The sequence below is a fragment of the Vibrio sp. KUL80 genome (assembly GCF_059725495.1).
In genome coordinates this window covers 1,882,051-1,899,595 of the sequence record NZ_AP045842.1, presented here as the reverse complement: position 1 = coordinate 1,899,595, position 17,545 = coordinate 1,882,051, and the positions used below count along the sequence as shown (strand labels likewise).

The window sequence follows — 17,545 nt, the reverse complement described above, 5'->3', positions numbered from 1 at the left end:
AACGCTTTGTATTAAGTGTAGAAAAACATGGAAAAAAGAGAAGCGTACAATGAAATAATTGCCGCTCTCTATATGGGCGTGATTCTAGAAGAGTCTATGAGGTGGTACTAACAATATCGTTTTCGAGTTGTGAAACGTAGCGATTTCGACCACTTCTCTTCGCTTGATAAAGCAGCTTATCAGCACTTTCGTACAATTCGCTTAATGACTCATTACCATTAGGAATGGTGCTGTACACACCAAGTGACAACGTCACCCTATCAGAAGTCTGGGAGAATTCATGAGGAATGTTTAGCGAGACGATGCCATCTTTTACCCTTGCTGCGTTCTCTTCAGCTTCGTGAACATCGCTTTTGCTTAGTAAGATAACGAACTCTTCACCACCGTATCGACCTACATACTCTCCAGAGCGAATAAACATAACGTCAAGAAACTGCGCAATGTTTATCAAACACTGATCGCCCTCGGTGTGGCCATAGTTATCGTTGTAGGCTTTAAAATGGTCTACATCCATAAGAATGACAGACAAGGGCATTTGGTGTCTTCCATGCCATTGAATCAGCTCTGTTAGTTTGTCGTCCATATAGCGACGATTAAACAACTTAGTTAGACCATCTTCGTTGGCTTGGTGCTGCAGTGCCCTATTAGCTTCTTCGAGCTGAGAGCTTGCCTGTTTTAACTCGCGACGCATTTGAGCGATTCGTTGCATCGCAATGAGTTTGGACTGCAAGACTATTTTGTTCACGGGTTTAACCAAGTAGTCATCACCACCTGCATCGATAGCTTTCGCAATCATTTCAGGTTCATCGTGACTGCTTAAAAAGATGATTGGTATCCAGTCAGCTTTGTAACGCTGTCGAATTTCAGCTGCCACCTCAAACCCATCCATCTCCGGCATAGAAATGTCGAGTAAAACGAGTTCTGGGTCAAACGTGGGATACAAAGCAAGCGCCTCTCTACCGCTAGCCGCTACCTCTACCTCATGCCCAAGTTGTTTGAGGCGTATCTGTAACTGCATACGCTCCAACTGAGCATCATCTACGAGAAGAATTTTCATCGAAGATTCTATGGACATTATGAGCATCCTTGTCTTTGTATAACACCAACATATGGTTAATATAAACCACATATTAGGATAATATTCAAACAGTCCCACTAAAATTGCAGTAATAACAGTTTGTTTGCGCCCAAATCACAGTTTTGAGTGGGCATTCTGACTCGACTTGGATTATTATTGACGTTTGAAATGATGATCTCTGGATCATCGACAATCTTTACACAGAGAAAGCTGTATGTCTGAAACACAAAACACCGAAACCACTATCGTAGACCTAGAGACAGTCTCCGCTGAGCTTAAACAGGTAATCCTTTTTGATGAGGTACCAGAAGAGCTGTACAACATGGTGGTATCTATCCACGAAGTGACTGAAGAAGCGGTTCGTGAAGCGTGGAACTCTCTGCCAGCAAGCGCGCAGAATATTCTTGATAATTTTGAGCAGTTTCATGCACTCATCTCTGTGAGTCAAGCATTCGCAGGCGTGAGCGCTTTAGAAGAGTTTACTACGATGGAACTACCATCAGATATGAGCGATGACGATAAAGAAGCATACAAAGCAGAGCTCCTTGATAAAGTTCTGCAAAACTGCATTAAAGACATGGTTAAGCAGATTAAGAAAGCGCGCCGTGATGCTATCTTGAAGCGTGATTTCAAAGAAGTTTTTGTAAAATAATTCGTCTCAAAGATGCTAAAAGAGCCACTTTCTGTGGCTCTTTTTTTATAGGTGCGGTTCGAGTGCCACATCTTTTTGCGACACACTCACCCCTTTTATTTGTGCGTACACTTTTTGTCCTTCCTTCAAGCTCAAGTCATCTATCGCCCACTGTGTAACCGTCGCAACTAGCTCACGCTCTTCATCTAGTGACAAGACCACTTCCACGCTTTGCCTCGGCGTTCCCTTACCGCCCAGAGAAATTGATTTTACGACACACGGAAGAATGTTTCGTATTGATGTTTTCTCCGCTCTGTTTAAAGAGATAGAAACATCGCTGGCTCTGACCCGCAACCTAACATGTTCCCCAACATCAGCATTGGTATGTTGGACCCATAAATAATGCTCAGGCGTCAAGGCTACCTTGGTTAAACCATAGGTGTCGTTCTGTTCTAACACTGTCCCTTTGAATAGCGCGCTTTTATCTGAAAACGACTGCCATGATTGCATCAATTTACTCGCCCACACTCGTTCGATTATGTCGGACTCAACAACCTTACCGTCATCAATCACTACTAAGTGTTGAGCTAACCTGAGGATCTCGTTCTGGCTATGCGTAACATAGAGTATCGGTATATCCACCTGATTAGAAAGTGCTTCTAAAAAAGGCATTAGCTCTCTCTTTCTTGGTGTGTCTAAAGATGCCAGAGGTTCATCCATAAGCAGTATGTTCGGCTTGCTTAATAAAGCTCGTCCAATGGCTACTCGTTGCTTTTCACCACCAGATAAATGACTTGGATAACGATCGAGAAGCGCCTCAATAGCGAGTAGTTTTATGATTTCGTTGAAGTAATCCTCATCCCTTTTAGTGACGCCGTAACATAAGTTTCGCTCGACCGTCATATGTGGAAAGAGTCTAGCGTCTTGGAATACGTAGCCGATCTTGCGTTTTTCGATGGGCACATTGATGTTGTGTCGAGAATCGAATAACGGCTCGTGATTAATTGCGATATAGCCTGCATCAGGTTCGACCAACCCACTGACTAAGTTGATAAGCGTCGTTTTCCCCGCACCAGAGCGACCAAAAATGGCAGTAATACCTTTAGCCGGTAATGATGTTTTAAGGTGAAAAGACTGAGACTCGAACTGCTTCTTAACATCGATGCTAATTGTGCTCATTTCACCACTCCTAAACGACGCCCCATCCAGCGATTAAGCGACTCAGAGAAATAGAGGGACGCCAATGAAATAGCAATTGAAATGACACATAAACGAAACGCAGCGGATTCTGCCCCCGGGGTTTCGAGAAAACTATACATAGCCAAAGGAATAGTCTGCGTTTCTCCTGGAATATTGGAGACAAAGCTAATGGTTGCTCCAAATTCACCCAAGCTTCTAGCAAACGACAGCATGGTACCGCTAATTATGCCAGGGATGATCAAGGGTAAGGTAATAGTCCAAAATACTTTTTGGGGAGAAGCGCCTAAGGTCCGGGCGGCTTGTTCTAGCTTGTAATCCACGTTTTCCATAGATAAACGAATAGATCGCACCATGAGTGGTAACGCGACAATAATGCAAGCTAGCACCGCACCTCGCCAACTAAAGCTAAAACTCATACCCGTATACTGATAAATAAACTGCCCAATGAACCCTTGTCGACCCATAGAAATAAGCAACAAATACCCTACCACGACGGGAGGTAAAACCAGCGGTAAATGGACAACGCTGTCTAAAAGGCTCTTACCAACAAAATCCTTTTTACTCAACAACCACGCCAAAAACACACCGATTGGTATTAACCATATTATCGCAACTGACGCGACTTTCAGGCTCAAAAAGATCGCTTCTACTTCGTATTCTGTCAACATATTAACGGGTTAACGTCCCTTCAGTGATAAATCCATAATGTCTCAATATAGCCTGTCCTTTTTCCGAACGCACAAATTGCGCGAACAGAATAGACTCTGGAGAGCCATTCAAACTCGCCATTGGGTAATCAATCGAGTCATGACTTGAAGCTGGAAACACCGAAAGTATAGTGACACCGTCACTCGCTAGTACATCAGAACGATAGACCACACCGAGCGGCGCTTCTTGTCTATCCACGAGCGCCAATACCTGCCTTACATTATTCACAGGTGCCAGTTGTTTTCTTACATCACTCCAAATCCCTAAAGATTCTAGCGCCTGTTTTGTATAGATCCCGACGGGAACGGCATCTGTTTGCCCTATAGCAAGCCTGTTATCTTTCAACAACGACCTCCACTGCGCAGATGAAGATAAATCAAAGGAGTCCGCCTCGAGCTGTTCATGCTTTAATGGCTTACTGGTAATAAGGGCTAACTCATTATGGGCGACAACATGTACGTTTGAAGCTTCAACCGCCCCCTTTGTCTGTAAGTAATCCATCCAACGAGTATTGGCTGAGATGAATATGTCTGCAGGTGCTCCTGTGAAAATTTGTCGCGCTAAAGAGGACGATCCCGCAAACACCGTTCTTACCTTAATATTTTCTTGGTTCTCAAATTCTTCTGCTATCTCATTAACCGCATTCGTCATTGAGCTGGCAGCAAATACAGTCAATGTTTTTGCCAATGAAACGTGTGACAGCGTAACCAACATGACTAACAGTAAATAACGCATAGATACTCTACTCTGCTCTAGCCGCTTCAGTTAGATCTGGCCAAAGCAGATCCAGTTTCAAATGTTCTTCAATCGAGTCAGCAATGCGATCAATCGCATTCTCTTTTTCATCGTTAATGGCGAAACTTTCTACATTAGCGCCATTCACCCACTGCGAGATAACGCTGACGACGTCAGGCAAGTCAAAGAAACCATGAACATACGTTCCTAGAACTTGATTGTCTTCGCTGATTGCACCATCTTTAACGCCATTAGAGAAAGTCACCGGCTGAACTCCCGAGACGTTTGATTGACCCGCGTGTATCTCATACCCCTCGATTTCAACAGTACGTTCACCAAGGTTCAAGCAGCCTTTCACATTCGTTAATTGCTTCTCAGCTTCGAGTTGAGTAGTTAAGTTCAGTAGCTTTAAGCCTTCACTTCGACCAGGCTTTCCTTCAATACCATGCAAATCAGCAATCTCATCACCCAACATTTGGTATCCACCACAGATACCGACGACCTTACCTCCGAATCGAAGATGGCGAGCAATATCTTTGTCCCAGCCCTGTCCACGTAAATAGGCGAGGTCATCGCGCACAGATTTTGTGCCAGGCAGTATGATCAGATCTGCTGAGTCTAAACGCTCGCCTTTACCCACATAGCGAAAGTCGATATCAGGATGTAGACGAAGTGCATCAAAATCCGTGTGGTTACTGATTCTCGTAAGCACCGGAACAGCGACGCTCAACTTGGTGTGGGACTTTTCGTCATGGGAAGCATCGATCGCATCCTCGGCCTCGATATTTAACCCATGTAGGTATGGGATAACGCCAATGACTAGCTTGCCCGTCTTTTCTTCTAGCCAATCCAAGCCGGGTTCTAATAATGATATATCGCCGCGAAAACGGTTAATAACAAAGCCAATTACACGCGCCTGCTCTGACTCAGATAATAGAGCTAAAGTGCCGTAAAGGTGCGCGAAAACACCGCCACGATCGATGTCTGCTACGATTATCACCGGAACGTCTGCTTCTTCTGCAAACCCCATGTTTGCAATGTCATTTTCTCTGAGGTTAATCTCCGCTGGACTCCCAGCGCCCTCAATCACAATTGAGTCAAATTCTTTGCTGAGTTTATCAAATGAGTCCATTACAAACGGCATTGCCATACGTTTATAGTCATGAAAACCGACGGCATCCATATTTGCATGCGCTTTACCTTGAATGATAATTTGCGCACCAGTGTCTGAATTAGGCTTAATGAGCACAGGATTCATATGAACGGTTGGATTCACGTTGGCTGCTTGAGCTTGCACTGCTTGCGCGCGTCCTATCTCTCCGCCGTCAGATGTTACTGCACTGTTTAACGCCATATTCTGACTCTTAAAAGGGGCAACGTTTATCCCTTTACGAGCCAAGACACGGCATAACCCTGCCACTAAGACACTTTTACCTGCATCTGATGTGGTTCCCTGTACCATTAGGGCTTGTGAAGTACGACGCATATTGACCTGTTTTTATTGGTAAGACTCTATGAACAGTTTACCTTGTTTGACTTAGCTGACCAACGGTTTGCTTTGAATTCTAAGTACTTATAACGCTTTGTAGAGCTTGATCAGGCTCTAATTATGGTGACAATATCTCGATATAATCAAAATGGTCTGTATTTTGCAGTACTTTTTTTTATATACTGATTTAATTAAATATTCGAGTTTATATCGAACACTTTTTATCATGGAGTTCTCATGCTAGGTAAAGCAAGTCGTGCTGCACTTTTAACATTAGCAGTCGCCGCCCCTGCGCTGGTTCAAGCAAATAATTTTAACTATAACTCTTTTGAGGTTCGCTTGGGTGCTAACCCTGGTACTATGGGCACTGAGTTTACGACCTTTTTTACAGAAAACACCCATTTTATTGCTCGTGCAGACAGTCGATTTGAAGGCGACTGGGATATCGCGGGTGGTATTGGGTTTAACGGTCCTATCGGTCAGTTTGCAGACGTATATGGTCAACTATTGGTCCACAACGTTAAAACAAAAGACGACGAAAAATTCGACAGCGAGTTTATGTCGGAATTCAATATTGGTTCACGCGTTTGGCTTCTTCAAAATGTTGAAGGTGTTGGGCAAGTAGGTATGCTTAACCGTCGAGACGACACCGTGTTTATCTGGAGTGTTGGTGCTCGATTCCATTCTACTGAGGCACTCTCTTTAGGTGCTGACCTTAAAGACGGTGGTATTTATGGACCTCAAGTTCAAATGTCTGTAGAGTTTGGTTTCTAATCAAAAATTTGAGTTTGTTGTAAACAAATATAGCGTTATAAGATAGCATTAAAAAAGGGTTTTCCTATTATGGAAAACCCTTTTTAGTATCAAGTAGAAATCTAAGGCTTCGGTTGTACGTATTTACGGCTTACGTCGACAATCGCAACATCCCTAAAGAAGCTTCGACCCAGTAGCACTGGATATTTTAGGTGCGTTCTATCCGCTAACGTAAACTCTGTTTTGCTAGTCATGTCGCCAATTTTGATGACTGAAACAATCACAGGTCGCTTGTCGCTTTCTTCTGAGCTAGATTGTTTTACTTTAACCCAACGCTCAACAGGCAATGACACTTCTTTCGATTCCACACCGTCGTGCTTCATCTTGAACTTAACCCAATCTTTACCATCACGCTCAAAAGGTACGATGTCTACCGCACTGAGTGAAGATGTTGTTGCACCTGTATCGATACGTGCCTTAGTCGATACTTTGATGTCTACCAGGCTTACATACTCCTGCTCACCAAGAATGAGTTTGCCATCTTCACTCTTTACAGGGGCTGGCTTAGCCACTGGTTGCTCAGGCTTTTTCTCAACGACAGGCTCTTCGGGCTTAGGTTCTGGCTTTGTCTCCGTCACCTTTTCATCTGGTTTTGCCTCTGGCTCTACGGCCTCTGGAGCTGTTTCAGTATCAGGAGTCTCAGGAGTGACCTCCGTTGAAGGTTGCTCTACCACTGGCGTCGTCGCCGTTTCCGTTGGTGTTGTCGAACATGCGACTAAACCACCTGACAGCATCAGGGGCAAAATTACTTTCCAAGGTTTCATTCATTCACCTTTATTATTGTTAGCTCGTTGCGTGTGTATCTTTATTTTTGACTTACTGCTGCTAGTGCATCAGCAACATATGGCAATTGAGACTCAGACAGACCCGCAATATTAATACGACCATCATCAACACCATAAATGCCAAAATCGTTGCGTAGGCGTTGCATTTGTTCTGCTGTAAATCCTAGCACAGTAAACATGCCTTTGTGAGACATGATGAAGTCAAATTCATCCGTTGAATGTGAATTTTTCAATGCTTTGCAAAGACCATCACGAAGCGACACAAGTCTCTGTTGCATCTCAGAAAGTTCTGTCGTCCACATATTCGTCAGATACTCATCTGCTAAGATAGTTTTTACTAATGCAGCTCCGTGATCAGGCGGCATGGTATAGGTAGCTCGCGCAAGGGTAAGCAGTTTACCCTTGGCGTTATTAGCCTCTGCTGAGTTTTTACCGATTACGATTGCTGCACCAGTACGCTCTCGATAAAGGCCAAAGTTCTTGGAACAAGATGTGGTTAGCAACATTTCCTCGACGTTTTCAGCCATGTGGCGCAGACCTAATGCGTCTTGGTCGAGACCATCACCAAAACCTTGATAAGCCACATCTACAAACGGAACAAAACCATTTTTCACGCTAAGCTCTGTGATCGCTTTCCAGTCATCTATTGAAATGTCAGCACCCGTTGGGTTATGACAGCAGCCATGCAGTAAAACGACATCGCCCTGACCTGCTTGACTTAGATCCGTCAGCATTGCATCGCGGTCTACTTGTTTTGTCGCTGCATTAAAGTAGCGATAGAACTTAACGGTGAGACCCGCGGCCTCCATGACTGGCTTGTGGTTTACGTAACTTGGGTTTGACAACCAAACTGTGGTACCTGGCGCTGCCACGTTCATTAGGTCTCCCAACATACGAAGACCACCACTTGCACCTGGTGTTTGAATCACTGACATACGGTCGTAGATCGGCGTTTCACCGAAAACAACCTTGGCAATGCTTTGGTTGAACTCTTCGCATCCAGCAAGACCCACGTAGGCCTTAGTTTGCTGCTGTGCGGTGACGATACGCTGAGCTTCAGCTATCGCCTTCATAATAGGAGTTTGACCGTCGCTGTTTCTGTATACACCGATACCTAAATCAACTTTGTCGGTACGGGGATCATTTCGGTAAGCAACGGAAAGAGAAAGAATTGGATCGAGCGCTGGCTCGGGTAACTGAGAGAACATGAAAGTCACAACCCTTTGAAATTCAAGCAATGGGCTTCACGTTATCATTAGATTAAAAATATTGAAATAGTTTTGTTATAAGTGGGCGATATTCATTCTGTAAAGCGCACTGTAAACCAGATTATCTATATGAGCCTTGATGAAACCCACTAAGATAGCTCTTGAGCTAGTAACAAGGTAAAACGCAGCAAAAAAGGAGCCGAAGCTCCTTTATCATAAATCAGTAAAGCGATGGATAACCTGATTAGCGCTACCACGCCATTCAAGCTCTGGATCGGCAAGATCTTTTTCAAACTTACCGTCCACCAGCACATCGACAAGATCAACGACTTGTTTTTGCTCTGGTGTGAGTTCACTTAGAAGATAACCCGACCAAAGCCAAATGTCTTTACCCACACACTCAGCTTTAACTCGTTGAACGAGTTTAAGCACAGCAGCGACATTCGCAGGATGAAGTGGATCGCCTCCCGACAAAGACAGACCGCGCTTTTTGATGCGAGTATCATTGAGATCAGCAATGATTTGGTCTTCAAGCTCTTGAGTAAACGGATGCCCAGAATGCAGAGACCATGTTGCCTGGTTATAGCACCCTCGGCATTGGTGAACACAGCCAGAAACAAAGAGAGTACAACGCGTACCAGGTCCATTGACCACGTCGATTGGATGATACTGATGATAATTCATTGGTTGTGACTCTCTTCTATTACTGGTGTTACTTGTTCTTTACAGGTGTTTGACGCGGCGCTTAACTTCTTCTTGTTTACCGAAGTTAAATGGACGAGCATCAGGACTACCAAGATAACCACAAACACGACGAGTTACAGATACACGCGTAGAATCGTGGTTACCACATTTAGGGCATGTAAAGCCTTTGCTGGTACAGTCAAATTCACCCGTGTAGCCACACTCATAACACTCATCAATTGGTGTGTTGGTACCATAGTAAGGAACACGACTGTAACTGTAGTCCCACACGTTCTCCAACGCTTCGATGTTGCGTTGCATGTTCGGGAACTCGCCGTAGCAGATAAAGCCGCCTGATGACACCTCTGGGTATGGCATCTCAAAGTCGATCTTATCGTAAGGGTTTACTTTCTTCTGTACGTCTAAGTGGAAACTGTTGGTGTAGTAACCTTTATCCGTCACACCCTCAATAACACCAAACTCTTTCGTATCGATTTGGCAGAAACGGCTACATAGGTTTTCACTCGGCGTACCGTAAAGGCTGAATGCATAGCCTGTCTCTTGTGCCCACTGGTTTACCACACTCTTCATATGCTTGATGATATCCAACGCCATATCGCGCATTTGGTTATCGTCATACATGTGAGTGTCGTTTCCAAACAGTGCAGTCATTGTCTCGTGGATACCGATATAACCAAGAGAAATCGACGCACGACCATTTTTAAAGATCGGAGCAATCGAATCATCAGCTTTAAGTCGGACGCCACACGCTCCTTCCATATAAAGGATTGGAGCCACACGTGCCTTAACTTTCTCTAAACGACTAATGCGAGTCTCAAGCGCTTTACGTGCCAGCACTAGACGGTCATTCAGTAGTTCATAGAACTTATCGACACTGCCATTCGCCTTGATTGCAATACGAGGAAGGTTAAGACTCACCACACCAAGGTTGTTACGCCCTTCATGCTGCAGTTCGCCATTCTCTTCGTACGTGTTTAGGAAACTACGACAACCCATCGGCGTCTTAAACGAACCCGTTACCTCGACTACTTTGTCGTAGTTAAGAATATCTGGGTACATACGTTTTGATGCACACTCTAAAGCCAGTTGCTTAACATCGTAGTTAGGATCTTCCGACTTGTGGTTCAATCCATCTTTAATGGCAAAGACCAGTTTCGGGAATACCGCCGTCTTTTTGTTCTTACCTAGACCCGCAATTCGGTTCTTAAGAATAGACGTTTGAATAAGCTTAGATTCCCAACTGGTGCCAAGACCAAAACCAAAGGTTACAAACGGAGTTTGACCGTTAGCAGTATGCAGGGTGTTCACTTCATACTCTAATGACTGGAACGCGTCGTAACACTCTTTTTCTGTACGAGCCGTTGCAAATGCTTCTGGCTGGTGGATGTCCCACTCTTGCGCAATTTGAAGATGCTTGTCGTAGCTTGCTTTAACATACGGTGCTAATACTTCATCAATACGGTTGATTGTCGTACCGCCATAAATATGGCTTGCTACCTGAGCAATGATCTGCGCCGTTACCGCTGTCGCCGTCGAAATAGATTTTGGCGTATCAATCTCTGCGTTACCCATTTTAAAACCGTGAGTAAGCATGCCTTTAAGATCGATCAGCATACAGTTAAACATTGGGAAGAAAGGTGCGTAATCTAGATCGTGGTAGTGAATATCGCCTTCGTCGTGAGCTTGCACAACATCACGCGGCAAGATGCGCGTTTTTGCGTAGTGCTTAGCAACGATACCTGCAAGCAGGTCGCGCTGAGTTGGAATCACTTTACCGTCTTTGTTAGCGTTCTCATTAAGAAGATCGGCGTTGCTCTCTTCGATAAGACCTTCAATCTCTTTAGTCAGAGCGCTCTTCTTCTCACGCGCAACATCGCGGTCGTGACGGTATTCGATGTATGAACGAGCCAGCCCTTTATATGGACCCTGCATTAGCTCATTTTCTACATGCGTTTGGATTTCCTGAATATCCACATGTTCGCAATCCTGCAGCTTAAGTTCGACTGCTAACGCCACATTTTTAGCGTATAGTTCGAACTCTTTGTCTGCATGTTCCGCCGCACTTACCACAGCAGCTTCAATACGATCCTTTGTAAACGGAGCACGAGAGCCATCTCTCTTGATTACGATTGTTTTCACCCTTTCTCCTTACCCCTAACATACTCACAGAGTTATCCACAAATACACTATATAGGGTTGTTAGCATTTATTCTGACACAATATATTGTGGTGTATTTAACGAAAAGCACCAACCGAAAGTATTGATTTGGATCAATAAAAACTGGGTAGTGAACAAGAAGAATTCGATCTAGATGAAGTGGATCTCATATGGGGCAATTTCCAAAATCAACGCCAAATTTTCAGGAAAAACAGTTGCATTTTTGCCAAGGCTTGCGGCACATTGCTTGAAACGATTTTTATGAATGGCAAGGGAAATGATAAGAACAATCCGTTATGGTTACCTGACGTTTTCCCTACTAATAGGAATATCACTTTTTCCTACACTAGTAGGCGCAACCACGATAATGACTTGGAACATAGAGTGGCTTACAACGACGCCATCGAAAAAGTTTCCAACGAGTTATCGTACTCAAGATGACTTTTCCGCACTGAAGACGCAATTCCTGCAAACCAGTCCTGATATTCTCGCATTCCAAGAAGTAGACAGCGTAGAGGCAATTTCTCAAGTTGTGGGACCCGATTATGACATCTACCTTTCAGACCGATCATTACCCAGCAACAAACAGCACCAGTTCTCAGAAATAAACCAGTATACCGGCTTTGCCGTTCGTCATGGTCTTACTGTAAAAGACGTTGCTGACTTCCCACTAAGCAAAGGTGGGCGGCTTCGCTTTGCCTCTGCTATTGAGTTGACGTTAGAGAATGGGTCTAGGATTAACCTCCTTTCTGTGCACCTTAAAGCAGGATGCAGTGGCAAATACACATCTAACAACTCGTGTAAGACACTCAAACAGCAAGGCAGAGTTCTTAACAGTTGGCTCAAGCAGCTTGAATCTAATGATGAATCGTATGTATTACTTGGAGACTTTAACCACAATCTCGCTTTTTCAGGCGACTGGCTCTGGGCAACACTCACGAAAGATCTCAATGCTGTGCCAAGGCTGACAACGAAATCCACTAAAGCCGAGTGTAAAGTGCGTTCTAATCGAAACTCGAACAAGACTCATCAGTTTCGGTCGCTAATCGACCATATAATCGTCAGTCCCGATTTACGCAGCAGTCCAGCCCTACAAAATGTCATGCCGACGAAGAGTGTTCTTGATTACCAAATGAGCGATCATTGCCCAATTTCACTAAGACTGTATAAATAAACAGTTATTAGTAAAAACGGTGAAGATGGCTAAGCTTAGGAAACACGTATTATAAATTCGCTTACTGCATACCCAATGAAATTTGCCGTCATTTCTCTGTTTATTGTTTCCCTCTGCGGCTGCGCTACTAAAGGCGCGATAGAAAATGAGCCCATGGTCAACAGTAGTGATTTACCACCCTATTCCGTTGGCGAGTCTATTAATCAGAGAGATGAAGGTGATATCTCTGTGACTCTCGCCTTTTCCGGCGGCGGCGTTAGGGCTGCAGCGCTCGCATACGGCACGCTGTTGGCGCTTCGGGATACCAAGATCATGACCTCAAAGGGCGAAGTTAGACTTTTAGATGAAGTCGACTATATCGCGTCTGTGTCGGGAGGTAGTTTCACATCGGCCTATTATGGTCTGTACGGGGACCGGATCTTCGAAGACTACGAGTCAGAGTTTCTCTATCGAAAAGTTGGCGACGACCTCATTCATCTATTGTTTAGCCCGACCCTGTGGTTTTCAGAAAATGGACGCTCGGAAAAAGCGATAGAGTATTATCAAGAAGAACTGTTCCACAACGCAACGTTTGCTGACCTGCAGCGTTCAGATGGACCAATGATCGTCATTAACGCGACGGATTTAGGTGGTGGTGTGCGCTTTTCCTTCCTTCAAGAATATTTTGATTTGATATGCTCAGATCTCCATTCGTATCCAGTCGCAAACGCAGTGACCGCATCAGCAGCAGTGCCCATAGTTTTTAATCCCGTCGTACTTAAAAACCATCACGCCTGTTTGAGAGATACTCGATTCGTGTTGGATAGAGAAAGCGATAATGCGCAAATTCAAAATACGTTGGAGGGACTGCGCAGCTACAGTGACAAAGATGCTCGCCCTTTTATCCATCTAGTAGATGGTGGAATATCGGACAATCTAGGATTACTGGCGATATATGAGGTTGTTGAAAGTGCTGGCGGTGACCAAGAGTTTTTCGAGACAATAAGAGCCAGACCACTATCCGACTTTGTCATCATTGTTGTCGATGCCTCGACGACACCCAAATACGGTTTTGAGCTCTCAGACGACGAACCCAGCTTTGCTGATACGTTTAATGCGATGAGTGATGTACAACTTCACCGATACAATGACGCAACCAAAGATCTCATCAGAAAGAAGATGCCAGAATGGTCTGCCGCTGTCGCCAATGAAAACATAACTCCCAAGCCGCATTTCATCGATATCACGTTGAACTCGCCTCACTACAAAGACAAAAAATTCCAACTTAATGCGATACCAACGGATATGTCTCTCGATGATGAGTCAGTCACTTTACTCATCGATGAAGGGCGACAACAGCTTCTGAACAATCCTACCTTTCAAGCCTTGGTAGAATCGCTTAAATAGGACTATTCCTTTAGACCAAGCTTTAACAACAGTCTTCGTGGCGGACAAAAACCGGTGAAACCACTTTGAATCAAATTAAGACCGATAAATACCGTAAACCAGACAAAATGATGGCTAACGTATACAGTCAGTATTAACGAGATCAAAACCATGGTTCCTGCGAGAATTCGAATGCCGTTTTCAACTTTCATAAACAACCTCTTAATAAGATATAGCTAATATAATTATGCAAATAAAAGCTCCGTTTCTAACACGGAGCTCTCCGCTACGACGGCATTACTACACTGCCGCTTTCACTATGCCGCGATTCAATGCGACGTAATACAGAATCGGAATCACAAGTAAGGTTAATAATGTCGATACGAAGATGCCGAATATCAAACTTATCGCTAACCCATTGAAGATTGGGTCATCTAAGATAAAGACCGCGCCAATCATCGCAGCCAGTGCGGTGAGCATGATAGGTTTAGCACGGACGATAGCCGACTCAATCACCGCTTCACCAAGCTCCATTCCATCTCTTAACTGATGGTTAATAAAATCCACCAACAGTATTGAGTTTCGAACAATAATGCCCGCAAGCGCTATCATGCCGATCATCGACGTCGCGGTAAACTGAGCCCCCAGTAATGCATGACCCGGCATCACGCCGATAATAGTCAAAGGAATCGGCGCCATAATGATCAGCGGCACTAAGTACGATTTAAACTGTGCGACTACCAGCAAGTAAATCAGCACCATACCAACTGCATAGGCAATACCCATGTCTCGGAAAGTCTCGTAGGTAATCGTCCATTCGCCATCCCAAAAGATCTCTACGCCTTTGAGTCCTGAGGGCTGATTGACAAAGTACTGCTCTACATCCATGCCTTTATCCGAAAGGCTTGCTGATATATCGGCCATACCATAGAGAGGGCTATCGAGTTCACCGGTCATGTCACCCACAACCATGATCATTGGAACTAGGTTTTTATGAACAATATAGTTATCCATCGCTTGCTCACGTACCTTAATTAAATCGGCAAGGATATACTGCGTACCCGATGAAGAATTGATCTTCATATTCATCACCTGCTCCAAACGCACTTTGGCACTCTCTTTGGCCTGGATCTGAATTGGGATCGGATATTTGCTCTGCTCGCTATGCAAGTAACTCACAGGCTTTCCGCCTACTGCAGTCGCAAGTGAATCGACAATTGATGAATAGGCGACGCCCAAGCGAGAGGCTTTACTACGATCAATGATTACCTGCCATTTTTGATGCGCTTCTGGTAAATAGAGATCGACATCAACAATGTCATCCGTTTCGCGAAATATCTCTCTAAGTTGCAGTGCGGCTTGTTCGCGGACTTCTTGTGTCGGACCGTACACTTCTGCCAAAATTGGTGACCACACGGGTGGACCCGGAGGCACTTCAACCACTTTCACTTTGCCACCAAATTTCTGTGCAATCTCTACAAGCTTTGGTCTCACTTCGACAGCAATCTCATGGCTTGAACGAGCGCGCTCTGACTTATCCACTAAGTTAACTTGAATGTCCCCTTTCTCTGGTGCTTGGCGCATGAAGTAGTGGCGCACTAATCCGTTGAAGTTAATAGGTGCCGCAGTGCCTGCGTAAATCTGATAATCACTGACTTCTTCGACATCATTAAGCGCATCGCTGAGCTCGAACAACACGCGTTGCGTGCGCTCTAACGAGTTGCCCTCTGGCATATCCAAAATCACTTGGAACTCAGACTTATTGTCAAACGGCAACATTTTCATGACGACGAGCTGCTGTACAGGTAGCCACATTGATACGGCAATCGCCACCAAAACACCGACACCTAGCAATAAACGATTGCGTTTTTGCACTCGACTAACAACAAACGGTGACATGACCTTTCTAAAGAAAGCCGATTGTTTGCTACTGACCTCTTCTTTATGGTCAGTGCCCTTTTTCAATAGGATTCGAGCTAACCATGGCGTTAATACAAACGCGATAATCAACGAGATCAACATCCCCATTGACGCATTGATCGGAATTGGGCTCATATAAGGGCCCATCAAGCCAGATACAAACGCCATTGGTAACAAAGCAGCGATAACAGTTAAAGTCGCTAGGATAGTGGGTCCACCAACTTCATCGACTGCACCAGGAATAAGCTCCGCCAATTTTTGCTTGCCTTTCACCATATGTCGGTGGATATTTTCCACCACAACAATGGCATCATCGACCAAAATCCCGATCGAGAAAATAAGCGCGAACAACGACACACGGTTAAGGGTAAATCCCCAAGCCCATGATGCGAATAGAGTCAGCAACAAAGTGATAATGACTGCGACACCAACCACAACCGCTTCGCGTACGCCCATAGTCACAAGAACCAACAGAACGACCGCTCCCGTTGCAAAAGCAAGCTTACCAATCAATGTATTGGCTTTATCCGCAGCAGTCTGGCCATAATCGCGAGTCACATCTACCTGAATGTTATCTGGAATTAGAGTGCTTTCGAGCTCACCTAAACGTTCATCAACCGCTTTAGCCACATCCACCGCGTTCTCACCGCTTTTCTTAGCTATCGCGATTGTCACCGCTGGTTTAATGTCACTCTTGTCACTCGTCCAAACAACTTGCGTTGGCGTATCTATTCCTAAATTAATATCTGCAATATCCGACAAGTAGACAGGCTGACCATCATGTAAACCGACCACTAGCTGCTTAACCTCATCAACGTTGGTAAGAAACTCACCTATTTGCAGAGGTATGGACTGGTTGTCTTGTGTCAAAGCAAGCATAGGTGATGCTGAGTTAGCATCCGGCAACATCTGATTAAGCGAATCTATAGTGACACCGTAACCTGACATTTTTGCAGTGTCGAGTCTAACATCGACAATTGTTGGCTGACGGCCAACCGTGTAGATATCTCGCGTACCTGGAATGCGTTTTAACTCTGTTTCCAACCCATGAGCCACACTGGTGATCTCTTCTAGCGATGCTGAGTCTGACTTAGGTGACAAGGTCACGTTTACAATCGGAACATCTTCGATACCACGAGGTTTGATAATAGGCTGCCCAACCCCCATGTTTGCCGGCATCCAGTCGTTGTTGGAATAGAGCTTGTTGTATATCTTAACCACGGCTTCATTTCTTGGGATCCCGACTTCGAATATCGCAACAATCATTGCTCCACCTGGTTGGGAGAACGAGTATATTTTGTCAATGCCGTTGATCTCGGACACGATTTGCTCAGCCGGATTGGTAACTAGACTCTCTACTTCTCTAGGTAACGCGCCCGGAAATGGAATGTAGACATCGGCGAAGGTCACATCGATTTGCGGTTCTTCTTCTTTAGGCGTCACGGCAATCGCCATCAATCCAAGCAGCAGTGCAATCAAAGCTAATAGAGGCGTCATTGCCGATGACTGGAATGCGGCTGCAATACGGCCAGAAATTCCCATCTTCTCGTCGTTTATGTTATGACTCATACCGCCC

15 protein-coding genes are annotated in these 17,545 nt (G+C 44.7%); 4 read left to right on the top strand and 11 right to left on the bottom strand.

Annotated elements, in window-relative coordinates; all coding sequences use genetic code 11:
• Positions 1-94: 94 nt before the first annotated feature.
• Positions 95-1,057: a GGDEF domain-containing protein gene (locus AC6I8U_RS25090; RefSeq protein WP_128648724.1), complete on the bottom strand. Its 963-nt coding sequence runs from the start codon at positions 1,055-1,057 to the stop codon at positions 95-97.
• A 235-nt stretch (positions 1,058-1,292) separates the two neighbouring features.
• On the opposite strand from AC6I8U_RS25090, the gene AC6I8U_RS25085 reads away from it, so the two are divergent.
• Positions 1,293-1,730, top strand: coding sequence for a DUF3069 domain-containing protein (locus tag AC6I8U_RS25085; RefSeq protein WP_042471605.1), 438 nt, complete (start codon positions 1,293-1,295; stop codon positions 1,728-1,730).
• A 45-nt stretch (positions 1,731-1,775) separates the two neighbouring features.
• Here AC6I8U_RS25085 and modC read toward each other — a convergent pair whose 3' ends face one another.
• From modC to AC6I8U_RS25065, 4 genes are read right to left on the bottom strand one after another with little or no spacing between them, the layout of a single operon-like run.
• Positions 1,776-2,888: a molybdenum ABC transporter ATP-binding protein ModC gene (gene modC, locus AC6I8U_RS25080; protein WP_498018946.1), complete on the bottom strand. Its 1,113-nt coding sequence runs from the start codon at positions 2,886-2,888 to the stop codon at positions 1,776-1,778.
• On the bottom strand, positions 2,885-3,577 hold the full coding sequence (modB, locus tag AC6I8U_RS25075) for a molybdate ABC transporter permease subunit (protein WP_234496772.1): 693 nt from the start codon (positions 3,575-3,577) through the stop codon (positions 2,885-2,887). Before modB ends, modC begins: the two co-directional genes overlap by 4 nt.
• Position 3,578: 1 nt before the next feature.
• Positions 3,579-4,352 carry a molybdate ABC transporter substrate-binding protein gene (modA, locus tag AC6I8U_RS25070; protein ID WP_498018945.1) on the bottom strand — a complete coding sequence of 258 codons (774 nt, stop codon included), beginning with the start codon at positions 4,350-4,352 and terminating at the stop codon, positions 3,579-3,581.
• A 7-nt stretch (positions 4,353-4,359) separates the two neighbouring features.
• Entirely contained in the window at positions 4,360-5,838 is a 1,479-nt protein-coding gene (locus AC6I8U_RS25065) for a cobyric acid synthase (RefSeq protein WP_498018944.1), read from the bottom strand.
• A gap of 240 nt (positions 5,839-6,078) precedes the next feature.
• Between AC6I8U_RS25065 and AC6I8U_RS25060 the strand changes: the two genes are divergently transcribed.
• On the top strand, positions 6,079-6,615 hold the full coding sequence (locus AC6I8U_RS25060; RefSeq protein ID WP_446568522.1) for a hypothetical protein: 537 nt from the start codon (positions 6,079-6,081) through the stop codon (positions 6,613-6,615).
• Between the two features lie 101 nt (positions 6,616-6,716).
• On the opposite strand, the gene AC6I8U_RS25055 is transcribed toward AC6I8U_RS25060, so the two are convergent.
• From AC6I8U_RS25055 to nrdD, 4 genes are all read right to left on the bottom strand, one after another.
• Entirely contained in the window at positions 6,717-7,418 is a 702-nt protein-coding gene (locus AC6I8U_RS25055) for an ATP-dependent zinc protease family protein (RefSeq protein ID WP_498018943.1), read from the bottom strand.
• A 41-nt stretch (positions 7,419-7,459) separates the two neighbouring features.
• Positions 7,460-8,647: an amino acid aminotransferase gene (locus AC6I8U_RS25050; protein WP_498018942.1), complete on the bottom strand. Its 1,188-nt coding sequence runs from the start codon at positions 8,645-8,647 to the stop codon at positions 7,460-7,462.
• Positions 8,648-8,860: 213 nt separating this feature from the next.
• On the bottom strand, positions 8,861-9,331 hold the full coding sequence (gene nrdG, locus AC6I8U_RS25045; RefSeq protein ID WP_128648722.1) for an anaerobic ribonucleoside-triphosphate reductase-activating protein: 471 nt from the start codon (positions 9,329-9,331) through the stop codon (positions 8,861-8,863).
• Between the two features lie 39 nt (positions 9,332-9,370).
• Positions 9,371-11,491 carry an anaerobic ribonucleoside-triphosphate reductase gene (gene nrdD, locus AC6I8U_RS25040; protein WP_498018941.1) on the bottom strand — a complete coding sequence of 707 codons (2,121 nt, stop codon included), beginning with the start codon at positions 11,489-11,491 and terminating at the stop codon, positions 9,371-9,373.
• Between the two features lie 308 nt (positions 11,492-11,799).
• On the opposite strand from nrdD, the gene AC6I8U_RS25035 reads away from it, so the two are divergent.
• A complete protein-coding gene (locus tag AC6I8U_RS25035; protein ID WP_498019661.1) occupies positions 11,800-12,684 on the top strand; it encodes an endonuclease/exonuclease/phosphatase family protein in 885 nt (294 codons plus the stop codon).
• A gap of 75 nt (positions 12,685-12,759) precedes the next feature.
• Positions 12,760-14,070, top strand: a complete 1,311-nt coding sequence (locus AC6I8U_RS25030; protein ID WP_498018940.1) for a patatin-like phospholipase family protein — start codon at positions 12,760-12,762, stop codon at positions 14,068-14,070.
• Positions 14,071-14,072: 2 nt separating this feature from the next.
• Here AC6I8U_RS25030 and AC6I8U_RS25025 read toward each other — a convergent pair whose 3' ends face one another.
• Both AC6I8U_RS25025 and AC6I8U_RS25020 read right to left on the bottom strand, forming a co-directional pair.
• Positions 14,073-14,261, bottom strand: a complete 189-nt coding sequence (locus tag AC6I8U_RS25025; protein ID WP_042471591.1) for a YgaP family membrane protein — start codon at positions 14,259-14,261, stop codon at positions 14,073-14,075.
• 88 nt (positions 14,262-14,349) lie between these two features.
• Entirely contained in the window at positions 14,350-17,538 is a 3,189-nt protein-coding gene (locus AC6I8U_RS25020) for an efflux RND transporter permease subunit (RefSeq protein ID WP_498018939.1), read from the bottom strand.
• Positions 17,539-17,545: the final 7 nt, after the last annotated feature.